The organism is Diaphorobacter sp. MNS-0 (assembly GCF_019602835.1).
In the GTDB taxonomy this organism is placed as follows: Bacteria; Pseudomonadota; Gammaproteobacteria; order Burkholderiales; family Burkholderiaceae_C; genus Diaphorobacter; species Diaphorobacter nitroreducens.
The window spans coordinates 598,474-610,616 of record NZ_CP080761.1; the positions used below are offsets into that span (position 1 = coordinate 598,474).

Here is a 12,143-nt window from a genome sequence, read left to right on the forward strand (position 1 = left end):
ACGAAGGTCTTTACGTCAGGTTCTCTCGACGATAAGAACGCCAATGGCCTGCATGTCGAAAATCATAGCGGTTGTGGTGGCCTATCGCCCCAACCTGGAAAAACTGCATGAGCAGTTTGCCGCGTTGTTGCCACAAGTGCATTCCATCGTAGTGGTGGACAACAGTCCCGGAGCGGAGGTTCTGGATTGGGCTGGAAAGTGGCCTGCGTGCCAGGTGCATTGCATCGCCCTGGGACAGAACATGGGCATTGCCCATGCACAGAATCGCGGTATCGAATGGGCAAGGTCCATGGGAGGCAGCCACGTGCTGCTCATGGATCATGACAGTATTCCAGCGCAGAATATGGTTGCCCAGTTGCTCCGCGCGCTCGAGGCATGGCCGCATGCGGGTGCCGTAGGTCCCCATTACACCGATGCGCGCAGAGGCAAAAACAAAAGCCCGTTCGTCCGTACCGTCGGCCTGAGAAGGATCTGGCTGAACTGCTTCGATGGTGGCGAGGCGGTGGAGGTCGATCATCTCATCGCTTCGGGTTGTCTCATTCCCATGGGCGTGTTGGACCATGTGGGCGCCATGCGTGAGGATTTTTTCATCGACTTTGTCGATGTCGAATGGTGCTTGCGTGCACGCCATGCCGGTTACCGCATGTACGGTGTCTGCGCGGCGCATCTGGAACATCAGCTGGGCGACAAGCCCGTGCGTTTTTTGGGGCGTGAGTACCTCAGCCACTCACCCCTGCGGCATTACTTCCATGCGCGAAACGCCATGCTGCTTTATCGCGAGCCATGGGTGCCATTGAATTGGAAATTGGTGTCTGCCTGGCGGTTGCTGCTCAAGATGGGTTTTCATGTGCTGGTCACCGCACCCAGGCTGCGGCACCTGGAGAAAATAACCCGTGGCCTGCTGCATGGCCTCATGGGGCGTGCCGGCGGTATTGCGGAGCGCTGAGGCTGAGGGTGTTTCGAATCATTCCATTGAAAATTATCTAAGTTAATGACAGCCATCAGTCCCGAAGATGCGGATTCAGTTGCCCTGGTGACGGTGATCCTGCCTGCCTACAACCACGCCAAGTATGTGGTTGAAGCGATGGACAGTGTCCGCGCCCAAACCTTCACCCGCTGGGAACTCATCGTGATCGACGATGGTTCCACCGACGATACCTGGGCTGTCTTGCAGGCCTACGCGGCACAACACGGTGATCCCCGCATTCGCCTGTTGACCCAGGCCAATGCCGGCTCGCACGCCACCCTGAACCGGGGCCTGGCAATGGCCCGGACCCCTTATCTCGCGATCCTGAATTCGGATGATCGCTACGCGCCCGAGCGCCTGCAGCGTTTGGTGGATACCGCGCAGGCGGCTGCCGATGAGGTTTTCATCGTCACAGGCTTGCGCCTGATCGATGGCGACGGCAACTTTTTCCCCGAGTCGTACTGGTGGAATGCCATGTACGGTGACATCTTGCAGCGCTGGCGGGCCGCGCAGTCCAGTGGCGTGAATCCCGCGCTTCAGACGCTGCTGTGGGGCAACTTCACGGTTTCCACGTCCAATTTTTTCATGTCCCGCACGCTTTGGCAGCGGCTGGGGCCTTTCAAGCGTCTGCGTTACGTGCCGGACTGGGACTACGCGCTGCGGGTCGCCATGGAGCAGCCACGGGCGTTCCAATTCCTGCATGACCAGGCCCTGCTGGAATATCGCCTGCATGGGCGCAACACCATCCTGGGCGGTGCGCTGCGCAACCACGCAGAGGCTTACCACGTGCTGCGCACCTACCAGAAAAAATGGGCCGCGGCGGGGCAGGCGCTACCGGAACATGCGCTTGATCGACTGCATTACCTGGCGCGCTTCATTCGCCACGAGCATGCGCGCCAGCAGTTGGAGCGCCAAAAGCTGGGCTGGCTGGAGCAAGTCATTCGCCACGAGCATGCGCGCCAGCAGTTGGAGCGCCAAAAGCTGGGCTGGCTGGAGCAAGTCGATGCGCTGCGGCTGGAGTTGGATTCGGCCCGTACCGCAGCGGCGCAATGGCAAGCCACGGCGCAAGGCATGCAAGCCTCGCGCTCATGGAGGCTGACGGTGCCCCTGCGCAAGCTGGCCCAGGTTCTGCGTGCCTGCAGGACCGGGCCCCGCGCAGTGGTCCGGAAACTGGCGGCTCGGTGGCGCCGCGCCCAGTCTGGCGGCGTCAAGACGGCCTATGGGCAATGGCTGAAGGCGGAAGCCTCGCAGCTGCAGGGGCTGCATGCGCGGGCCGGCATGCTGATCAACGAGCTGCCGCGCCGGCCGCTGATTTCCATCGTCATGCCGGTGCATGACACCCCCCCTCATTTTTTGCAGGCGGCCGTCGATTCCGTGCAAGGCCAGTGGTACGGGCATTGGGAGCTTTGCATCTGCGACGACGCCTCCAGCCGGGCGGACACGCGGCAGCGGCTGCAAACGCTGCAAGATCAAAGCGACAAAATCAAAGTGACGCGCCGCGAGACGGCGGGCCACATCGTCCACGCCACGAACGATGCCCTCGCGCTGGCCCAGGGCGAGTTTGTCGTGTTCCTCGATCACGATGACGTCCTCGCGCCGCAGGCCCTGCTGCGGCTGGCGCAGGCCATCAATGCGCCGTCGGCTCCAGACTTCATTTACTCCGACGAGGACAAGCTCGATGAGCAGGGCAGGCGCTGCCTGCCGCTTTTCAAACCCCAGTGGTCCCCCACGTTGCAATGGGCGCAAAACTATGTGGGGCACATCATGTGCGTGCGCCGGGCGTGGCTGGAGCGACTGGGAGGGCTTCTGGAGGGAAGCCAGGGCAGCCAAGACCACGACCTCGTCTTGCGGTTGGCCGCGCAGGGCGCCAAGATCGAGCACATTCCCGAAGTGCTCTACCACTGGCGCATCCATGCCGCCTCCACCTCCGCCAGTCCGCAGTCCAAGCCTTACGCACATCTGGCGGGCAGGCAAGCCGTGGCACGCCACTTAGCCAGCCGATATGGGGAGCAGTTTGACCGGGTCGATGACGGCGACCACGCCTTTGTGTACCAACCGAGGTTCCGCGTGCCGGCGGGCACCGTGGCCAGCATCATCATCCCCACGCGTGACAAGGCCGATCTGCTGGACGCCTGTATCCAAAGTATCCATCGCCACACCACCGGGATCGCATACGAGATCCTGGTGCTCGACAATGGCTCCACCGAACCAGAAACCCAGGCCTGTTTCCAGCGCCTGACCCAGGACGCACGCGTACGCGTCATTGCCGCCGACATTCCCTTCAACTGGTCCCGACTCAACAACATTGGCCGCAGCCACGCGCGCGGGCAAGTGCTGGTCTTCCTGAACAACGACACCGAAATCATCACCCCCGATTGGCTGGTGCGCCTGGTCGAATATGCGCTCTTGCCCGACGTGGCCACCGTCGGTGCCCTGCTCCTGTACCCCGATCGCACCATTCAGCATGCTGGCGTGGTGGTGGGCATGGGGGGCTGGGCCGACCATGTCTTCAAGGGCGAACCGGTTCAGCATTACCCGACGCCCTTCGTGTCCAGTGTCGTGCCGCGCAATGTCCTGGCCAATACCGGCGCCTGTGTGGCCGTGGCGACCGCGCGTTTCGATGCCCTGGGCGGGTTCGATGAAGCCTTTGAAATCTGCGGCAGCGATGTCGAATTGGGCATCCGCGCGCACAAGCAAGGCCTGCTCAACGTCTACCTGCCGGCGGCAAGGCTCCTGCATCTCGAGAGCAAAACCCGCAGCCCCCATGTGCCGGAAGTCGATTTCCAGCAGTCCGCGCTCAAATACGCGCCATACCGCCTGGAGGGCGATCCTTTCTACAACCCCAACCTGGACCTGTCGGCCAGTACTCCGCGGCCAAGGGTCCCCGGTGGGCATGTGCCCGGGGCGCAGTAAGCGGGCGCAGCAGTTCAAGGCATGGCTTACTCATTCACCCAAACCACGGCCCGCGTGTTGGCGCGACTGGCGCGCTACCAGCCCGTGCGCAGCGGCCTGCAGAAACTGGCCGTGGCGTACCGCCAGCAGCAGGCTATGTCCACGGCCTCGCCAAACCATGACATTGCAGAGGTCCTGCCGATCGATCCACGGCCGGCCGTGGCGCAGGGCGGTACCCGCCTCAACCTGATGGTGCCCGCGGTCTCGCAACGGCACGTATTTGGCGGCATCGAAACCGCCCTGCAAGTCTTCGATGCCCTGCGGCCGTACTTTGACCAAGCGCGCATCATCGTGACGGACGAGGCGACGCCGGAGCCCCGCAGCGATGCCTACTACGGTGCCTGGCCCATCGTGCCCATGGCCAGTGAGTCACCGCCGTGCGATCACATCGTTGCCGCAGGCTCCCGCTGGGGACAGACGCTGGCTGTTCATGCCCAGGACCATTTCATGGCCACGGCATGGTGGACGGCCCACAACGCCTTTGCACTGTTGAATTGGCAGCGAGCACAGGTGCCCGAGGCGTCTGCCCGGCGCCTCCTGTACCTGATCCAGGACTACGAGCCAGGCTTCTACCCATGGTCGTCGCGCTACCTGCTGGCCCAGGCGACCTATGAGCAGCCTGGCAGAACCATCGCGCTGATGAACTCGCATTGGCTTGCCGACTACCTGGCTGCACAAGGCTATGCGTTTCCCGTCAAGGAGGTCCTGCAGCCACGCTTGCATCCCGCCCTTGCGGCCGCCCGCGCGCGTTGCGAAACCTTTGCCAAGGAGCGGATTCTGCTGGTCTATGGCCGTCCTGGCACCGAGCGCAACGCCTTCAGCCTGATCGTGGCGTCGTTGCGACTCTGGGCCAGGCACTACCCTCAGGCCCGCCAATGGCGCATTTTGTCCGCAGGCGAAGCGTTCGCTCCGATCGATCTCGGCAGCGGCTGCACGCTGCACAGCGTTGGTAAACTGAGCATCGAAGCCTATGCCGACCTGTTGTGCCGCACGGCGGTGGGTTTCTCGCTGATGGTCTCGCCACACCCCAGCTATCCGCCATTGGAGATGGCCGCCTTCGGCGCCCGGGTGGTCGTGAACCGCTTTGCGAACAAGGATCTCTCCGGCGTTTCGCCGCTATTGGTGTCGGCTTCGCCGCCCAACCCGGAAGGGTTCTCCGCCGCATTGCGCACACTGACGCAAGCCTTCGACCATGGCGAAACCTCCTGCATGCCCGCCAACGCTTCCGAGATGGTCTGGCAGGGTGGGTTCCTGGACTCTTGCGGCCCGGGCTTTGCTTGGGCCGCCGATGTCGCGGCCAAGCTTCTGGGTGACGCCCCTGCCATCCCCGCCACCGTGTGAACCGCTTCCTATCGTGAACACTCATTCCAGCAGCATTGGGCTGCGACCGTCGAGCAGCCCGCTGCAGTTACTGCGCAGCCTCTGGCATCACCGTTTTTTGCTCCGCCAACTGGTGCGGCGAGATGTCGCCAGCCGGTACCGAGGCTCCCTGATGGGCCTGCTCTGGTCCTTGCTGCTGCCCTGCGTGATGTTGGCGGTCTATGTATTCGTTTTCGGCTATGTTTTCACGCCGGTGCGCAAGGTGGGTGACGGGGCGCTGAGCCCCGCGTTTGCGCTGTCCCTGTTTGCCGGGATGCTGTTGCACGGCATGCTGGGCGAATGCCTGTCGCGTGCGCCTGCGGCCGTGCTGGCCCAGCCCAGCTATGTCAAGAAGGTCGTGTTCCCAATGGAACTGCTGCCGCTGGCCGTGGTGGGTACGGCGGTCGTGCAGTTCCTCATTGGCTCGGCCGTGCTGCTGCTGGCCCTGGTGCTCACCCAGGGCTTGCCGGCGACCGCCTGGTTATGGCCGCTGGCATGGCTGCCGCTGGTGGCGCTGGTGGCGGGTATTGCCCTCATGCTTGCGGCCCTCACGGTGTATTTGCGCGACCTGGCCCAACTCACCGGATTCGTCGCGACATTGCTGTTGTTTCTCTCCCCGGTCTTCTACCCGTTGGAGAGCCTGCCGCCCAACTGGCAGCATTGGCTGCTGCTCAATCCGCTCACGGTGCCCATCGAGGCAACCCGCAGCCTGCTGGTCCATGGACAGGGCTTGAATTGGGCTCACTGGAGTGCCCATGCAGCGGGGTGTCTGGCCACGCTCTGGGCCGGCTGGTGGATTTTTCAGCGCGCGCGCAAGGGGTTTGCCGATGTCATCTGAAATACCATCCGGCGGCTGGGCGATCCGCGCGCAGGGCCTGGGCAAGACCTACCGCTTGTACGACAAACCGCACCATCGCCTGCTGCAATCGCTGTGGCGTGGGCGCAAGAACTACTTCCGAGAGTTCGCGGCCTTGAGCGACGTCTCGTTCGAGCTGGCGCGGGGACAGACCCTGGGCATCATCGGGCGCAACGGCGCGGGCAAGTCCACGCTGCTGCAGATCATCTGCGGAACCCTGACGCCCTCGGCCGGGCAAGTGCAGGTGAACGGACGCATTGCCGCCCTGCTGGAGCTGGGCACCGGCTTCAATCCCGAATTCACCGGACGCGAAAACATCGTCATCAATGCCGCCATCCTTGGCTTGAGCCAGCGTGAGATTGCCGAACGGCTCGATGACATCATCGCCTTCGCCGATATCGGCCCCTTCATCGACCAGCCCGTCAAGACCTATTCCAGCGGCATGTATGTGCGGCTGGCGTTCGCCGTGGTGGTGCACGTCAACCCCGACATCCTCATCGTGGACGAAGCCCTGGCCGTGGGCGATGCCCTGTTCCAGGCCAAGTGCATGACCCGCATGCGCCGGATGCTGGACGACGGCCTCACCCTGCTGTTCATCAGCCACGACATCGCGGCCGTCAAGGCCTTGTGCCAGCGCGCGCTCTGGCTTGATCACGGACGAGTGCGCGCCCTCGGAGCCACTCCGGAAGTCACGCGCGATTACGACCACGACTGGATCCGCCAGGCCAACGCAGCCCACGACCTGCCCACGGATGCGCCGGCCGCCGCTGCCGCGTCCGACGCTGAGGCGCTGTTGCCGTCCGGCGTAGGCACGGGCGCGGTCGCACTGCTCGCGGTCGGCTGGGGCGTGGCGGGCATGTTCGGCACCGAAGCCCGAGCCCAGCACGGCGACACCCTGCACCTGCGCCTGCGCCTGCAGCTGCGCCAGCCCTGCCGGCACCTGGTCGTGTCGTATCACATCAAGAATCGGCAAAACCAGCATATCCTGGGCGGCCACAGCAGCGACCGCCCCGAGGTGCATGGCCGCGCCTGGCAGTCGGGCGAGGTGCTTGAACTGGCCTTCGACATTCCCGTGCACCTGCACCAGGGCGACTATGCCCTGACCGTGCTGGCGGCGAGCATGGCCGATGTGGCGCATTACACCGACGCCGTGTTCCACCTGTGGGCCGATGACGTCGCCACATTGCACGTCATGCCGCGTGCGCATTTTCCGCTCAGCGACCTGATCGAACCCCCGCAGGACCTGAGCGTCATCCCGCATGCCCCATGGCTCGTGCTGGACGATTTTTTCCCCAACCTGCTCACGGGTTTTCGGGTGGCCGAATACAACGCCCACCTCGCGGCCTTTCCGCAGCTGTCGGTGCTCTCCAGCCTGGGCGACTTTGCCTCGCAGCATGCGCGCTATGCCGAGCATTACCCGGCGCTCGCCCATCGGGTGCGGCCGTTTGCACCGGCCTGGCTGGCAGGAGCAGGGCTGGCGTTCCTGAACTTCCTGAACAACGCGCACCAGTTCTTGCCGGCGCTGCAGCAGTACCGGGTGCCTTTCGTGCTGACCCTGTACCCCGGCGGTGGCTTCGGCCTCGATGAGCCGGAGAGCGACGCCAAGCTGGCCGCGGTGCTGGCCTGCCCGCTGTTGCAGGCCCTCATCGTCACCCAAGGCGTCACGCAGGACTATGTGCAGCGGTTTGCCGCGGGGCGTGGCCTGGCCTTGCCCCCCCTGCACCGCATCGACGGCGTGGTGGTCAATCCGCTCTATCTCGAGGTCGAGGCGCCCGCGCGCGACGCCATGGCCGACAAGGCGGTGCTGGACATCTGCTTCGTGGCCGAGCGTTACATGCCCCAGGGCGCGAACAAGGGCTACCCCGCATTCATCGCGGCGGCCCTGGCGTTGGCGGACTGCGCCCGGTTGCGCTGGCACATCGTGGGCGGTGGCTTCACACCCGAAGAAATCGACGTCAGCGCGCTGGGCGACCGCATCCAGTTCCACGGCCGGCTGACCACGCAGGACTTGCGTCAGTTCTATGCCCGCATGGACCTGATCGTCTCGCCCAACCAGCCCTACCTCCTGCATCCCGGCAATTTCGACGGTTTCCCCACCGGTTGCTGCGTAGAGGCCGCCCTGTGCGGCGTTGCCGTCATGGCCACCGATGCCCTGCAGCAAAATCCCGGCTACGTCGATGGCGAATCCATGCTGATGCTCGACGCCGCCTCCGAGGTTTCTCTGGCGCAGCAAATCGAAATCCGCATCCGCCAGATACTCGCGGACCCCGCGGTGCTGACCCGCATCGGCCAGGCCGGGCAGGTGTTCACGCGCGAGCTGTACGCCCTCGAGCGGCAGATCGGCGAACGCCAGCGCATCCTGCGCAGCGTGGCCCAGCGGCTCGGGCTGCCGGTGCCGATGGAAGAGAATCCGCTGCCATGACGCCCCTCATCCTCTTCGGTGCCGGAGGCCACGCGCGCGAAGTGGCGCAGCTGGTGCGCGACATCAACCAGGCCCAGCCCGGCAGCTGGCAGCTGCTCGGTTTCATGGCCGACCCCGGCGCCGCCCCCGGGAATCCCATGCCCCTGCCTGCCCCCTGGCTGGGGGACAGCCAGCAGGCGCTGGCCGCCCACCCGGGCGCCCACTGCATCGTCGCCGTAGGCGATTCCCGGGCTCGCCGCAGGATCGCAGCCCAATTGCGGCAGCAGCACCCCGGGCTGCGCTTTGCCACCTTGGTCCACCCGCGGGCCTGGCTGGCGGAAGGGGTTCACCTGGGGCCCGGCAGTGTGGTGTTTGCCGGCGCCTGCATCAATGTCGATGTCACCATTGGACGCCATGCCAGCATCAACCTGGCCTGCACCATCAGTCACGACTGCGTGCTGGGCGAATACGTCAGCCTCGGCCCCGGCGTGCATCTGCCGGGGGGGGTGACGCTGGGCGAGGCGGTCGATGTCGGCACCGGGGCCTGCTTTCGGCCCCGCGTCAGCGTGGGGGCCAACGCGGTCATCGGCGCCGGCGCCGCCGTGGTGCATGATTTGCCTGGCAATTGCGTGGCGGTGGGGGCGCCTGCACGCCCGACCAGACCTTAATGAAAAGATCCCTAATGGGTGAGAGGAGGCATTTGGGGCATGGCATTTCACGCCAATGGGTCTGTCCACCCGGAGCCAGGACAACCATTCGCCAACGGCGGACACGCATTTCGATACTCCCGCCGCTTGCTGGGAGCGATGGCGGTTCTGGCAGTTTGCGTCGGCATGGCCATGTGCTTCCTGTCGCCGGCACTGAATGCACCAGACGAGGTCTATCACTGGCAACGGGCGGTGCAGGTCTCGCATGGTCAGTTTCTTGCTGACCGGCGTGAGGGGCAGGACTATGGCGGAGAAATAGACGTAGCCGCACTTGAATTCGCCCGCTGGGCGAATTCCCACTTCGAACGCTCCTCCGCGTTCAGCCTCAGCCAGGCCAGGCAAGTCTCGGCAGCGCTTGCAGACAACGAGGGCATGGCACGGGCCTCGTTTCCAAGCAGCGCCTCATTTTCACCGTTGGCGTACCTGCCACAGGCCTCCGGGATCGCAGTGGCGCGTCATCTGGGAGGCGGAGTCTTCGAGCAGATGATCGCTGGCCGTATGGCCAACCTGCTGGCGTATGTGGCGCTGATGGCAGCAGCGGCTTGGGTGGCACCCTGCGGGCGGCGCCTGGTGGTGATGCTGGCGCTCACGGCCCCCGCGCTGTATCTGGCGGCATCGGTGAGCGCAGACCCGCTCAATTTTGCCCTGCCGGCCTTGCTCTTCGCCTGGTGCCTCCGGCTGCGCTTCGATGATTCGGCCCGCCTGTCACGCCGCGGGCGTTTGGGCCTCGGGCTGATGCTGGTGTCGTTGTCCCTGCTGAAACCGATTTATCTGTTGCTGGCCGGCATGGCGCTGCTCGTGCCGGCGCGGCATTTCGGCGGTCGTCGTGGGCGAGGTTTTTTCTTGCTGGCGGCCATTGGTGCAGGGTTGGTGCTTACGCTGGCCTGGAATGCCGTCTACCCCTTCATGCCGGGGCGTTATTGGGGGACTGATGCGGCCCCGAAGGCTGTACTGCTGAGCATCGTGCATGCCCCGCTTGCCGGCCTGGAATACTTTGTTCACAGCCTGCTCCATCAACTGCCCGTGATGTGGCTGGACGGTTGGGGCCGGATGGGGGGGTATCCGCCGCCCTTTATGACCAATGCGCCCAGGGCGCTGTCCTGGGCCGGCTTGGCAACGATGCTTGCGATTGCCGCATCCGACGGCCATCAGCCCCGAGATCTGCGTGCCTCCGCGTTCATGGTGGCACTCGCCGCGCTGTTCACAGGCGTCATCTTCCTGGCCTTCTGGCTCAGCTTTTCGCCGTCGAACGCTGCCGTCATCCAGGGCGTGCAAGGCCGCTACTTCCAGCTCGTCTTTTTGCTGATCGGCTGGGCGCTGGTTTGTGCGGCGCCGTTCGGAAAGGTGTTTCAGCGGTGGCGTGCGCCCTTGTTGATTTTGGGTCTTGTGTTACAGACGGTATCCTTGTTGCAGGGGATGGGGGAGTTCCGCTTTTATTGGGCCAGCTAGGTTCTTTTATGAATAACAAATTGCGTCTTGCGGTATTGATACCCTGCTTCAACGAAGAAGTGGCGATTGGGACGGTCGTGCGTGATTTCCAGCGGGTTCTGCCGCAGGCGACGATCTACGTGTTCGACAACAATTCGCGTGACAACACCGTGGCCATCGCGCGCAGTCTGGGCGCCGTGGTGCGCCATGTACCCCTGCAAGGCAAGGGAAACGTCATGCGACGCATGTTTGCCGACGTCGAGGCCGACATCTACGTCCTGGTCGATGGCGATGCCACGTACCACGCCGAAAGCAGCCCGCAAATGATTGACCTGCTGCTGGCCGAGGGCCTGGACATGGTCGTCGGGCGCCGCGAAAGCATCGAAGAGTACAGCTACCGCCTGGGACACCGCTTGGGCAATCGCATGCTGACGGGCTTCGTAGCCCGTCTGTTCGGGCGGCGCTTCACCGACATGCTGTCGGGCTACCGGGTGTTTTCCCGCCGCTACGTGAAATCCTTCCCCGCCCTGGCGCGGGGTTTCGAGACCGAGACCGAGCTGACGGTGCATGCACTCGAGCTGCGCATGCCGGTGGCGGAAGTCGATACCCCGTACAAGGCGCGGCCAGAAGGCTCCTTCAGCAAGCTCAACACCATCCGCGATGGCTTGCGCATTCTGAACACCATCGTGCGCTTGTTCCGGCTCGAACGCCCCCTGCTGTTTTTCAGCCTGATCAGCGCATTGCTCGCCCTGCTGGCCGTGGCGTTGGCCGTGCCGCTGGCCGTGACCTATGTCGAAACTGGCTTGGTGCCACGGCTGCCCACCGCCGTGCTGGCCGCCGGCCTGGGGCTCCTGTCCAGCCTGTCCCTGACCTGCGGCCTCATCCTTGAGAACGTCACCCACACCCGGCAGGAAGCACGCCGGCTGATTTATCTCGGCATTCCGTGCAGCGGCCTGCCCGGCACGGTAGGCGCGTCAGTCGGGAGCCAGGATTGACGGGTCGGCTGCTGCGCTTCGGACTGGTCGGCACGGCCGGCTTCGTGGTGGATGCCGGGCTGCTGCAAACCATGGTGCAGTGGGGCGGGGTCAACCCCTTCCTGGCGCGCCTGGGCTCCTTCATGGCCGCCGCCACGGCCACCTGGTGGCTCAACCGCTGCTTCACGTTTCGCGTGGGCAGCCAGGCCAGCGCAGGGGAGTGGATGCGCTACGTCACCACGATGGTGCTGGGCGGGTTGGTCAACTATGGCGCATACGCCGCGCTTTTGTTGTGGCTGCCACTGGCCATGCGCCAGCCCTGGCTCGGCGTGGCCTTCGGCTCCCTGGCGGGGATGGCGGTCAACTATTACACCTCCAGCCGCTTCGTGTTCGCGCGCTAGGCGTGCAGGGATCGTCCCCGAATGGTGAGCGGGGCGCACCATAACAACGTCACCGGTTGCCTGCACTGGCGGGGTGACATCTCCTACCCCATCTACCT

The 12,143-nt window shown here is 64.5% G+C and carries 9 protein-coding genes; all 9 read left to right on the forward strand.

Annotation, left to right across the window (positions count from 1 at the left end; genetic code table 11):
- Nucleotides 1–52: 52 nt before the first annotated feature.
- Genes K2L43_RS02920 through K2L43_RS02960 form a run of 9 tightly spaced genes read left to right on the forward strand, consistent with a single transcriptional unit; the run spans nucleotide 53 to nucleotide 12,045 of the window.
- Nucleotides 53–946, forward strand: coding sequence for a glycosyltransferase family 2 protein (locus tag K2L43_RS02920; RefSeq protein WP_231403457.1), 894 nt, complete (start codon nucleotides 53–55; stop codon nucleotides 944–946).
- A 45-nt stretch (nucleotides 947–991) separates the two neighbouring features.
- A complete protein-coding gene (locus K2L43_RS02925) occupies nucleotides 992–3,880 on the forward strand; it encodes a glycosyltransferase (protein ID WP_172205792.1) in 2,889 nt (962 codons plus the stop codon).
- Between the two features lie 54 nt (nucleotides 3,881–3,934).
- Nucleotides 3,935–5,260 (forward strand): glycosyltransferase family 4 protein, encoded by a 1,326-nt coding sequence (locus tag K2L43_RS02930; protein WP_172751393.1) that lies wholly within the window; start codon nucleotides 3,935–3,937, stop codon nucleotides 5,258–5,260.
- Nucleotides 5,208–6,116 carry an ABC transporter permease gene (locus tag K2L43_RS02935; RefSeq protein WP_255580517.1) on the forward strand — a complete coding sequence of 303 codons (909 nt, stop codon included), beginning with the start codon at nucleotides 5,208–5,210 and terminating at the stop codon, nucleotides 6,114–6,116. The genes K2L43_RS02930 and K2L43_RS02935 overlap by 53 nt, the downstream gene beginning before the upstream one ends.
- The gene (locus tag K2L43_RS19180) at nucleotides 6,106–8,556 is read left to right on the forward strand and encodes an ATP-binding cassette domain-containing protein (protein WP_103738557.1); all 2,451 of its coding nucleotides are present in this window, start codon (nucleotides 6,106–6,108) and stop codon (nucleotides 8,554–8,556) included. The genes K2L43_RS02935 and K2L43_RS19180 overlap by 11 nt, the downstream gene beginning before the upstream one ends.
- Complete coding sequence (locus K2L43_RS02945) at nucleotides 8,553–9,203, forward strand: acetyltransferase (protein ID WP_011804005.1); 651 nt, start codon at nucleotides 8,553–8,555, stop codon at nucleotides 9,201–9,203. The genes K2L43_RS19180 and K2L43_RS02945 overlap by 4 nt, the downstream gene beginning before the upstream one ends.
- Nucleotides 9,204–9,242: 39 nt before the next feature.
- Entirely contained in the window at nucleotides 9,243–10,691 is a 1,449-nt protein-coding gene (locus K2L43_RS02950; protein WP_135149851.1) for a DUF2142 domain-containing protein, read from the forward strand.
- An 8-nt stretch (nucleotides 10,692–10,699) separates the two neighbouring features.
- Nucleotides 10,700–11,665, forward strand: coding sequence for a glycosyltransferase family 2 protein (locus tag K2L43_RS02955; protein ID WP_103738559.1), 966 nt, complete (start codon nucleotides 10,700–10,702; stop codon nucleotides 11,663–11,665).
- Nucleotides 11,662–12,045, forward strand: coding sequence for a GtrA family protein (locus K2L43_RS02960; protein WP_011804008.1), 384 nt, complete (start codon nucleotides 11,662–11,664; stop codon nucleotides 12,043–12,045). Before K2L43_RS02955 ends, K2L43_RS02960 begins: the two co-directional genes overlap by 4 nt.
- Nucleotides 12,046–12,143: the final 98 nt, after the last annotated feature.

Coding starts and splice junctions, on each gene's coding strand:
- K2L43_RS02920 (WP_231403457.1), top strand. CDS start 53: ATGTCGAAAATCATAGCGGTTGTGGTGGCCTATCGCCCCAACCTGGAA.
- K2L43_RS02925 (WP_172205792.1), top strand. CDS start 992: ATGACAGCCATCAGTCCCGAAGATGCGGATTCAGTTGCCCTGGTGACG.
- K2L43_RS02935 (WP_255580517.1), top strand. CDS start 5,208: ATGTCGCGGCCAAGCTTCTGGGTGACGCCCCTGCCATCCCCGCCACCG.
- K2L43_RS19180 (WP_103738557.1), top strand. CDS start 6,106: ATGTCATCTGAAATACCATCCGGCGGCTGGGCGATCCGCGCGCAGGGC.
- K2L43_RS02945 (WP_011804005.1), top strand. CDS start 8,553: ATGACGCCCCTCATCCTCTTCGGTGCCGGAGGCCACGCGCGCGAAGTG.
- K2L43_RS02950 (WP_135149851.1), top strand. CDS start 9,243: ATGGCATTTCACGCCAATGGGTCTGTCCACCCGGAGCCAGGACAACCA.
- K2L43_RS02955 (WP_103738559.1), top strand. CDS start 10,700: ATGAATAACAAATTGCGTCTTGCGGTATTGATACCCTGCTTCAACGAA.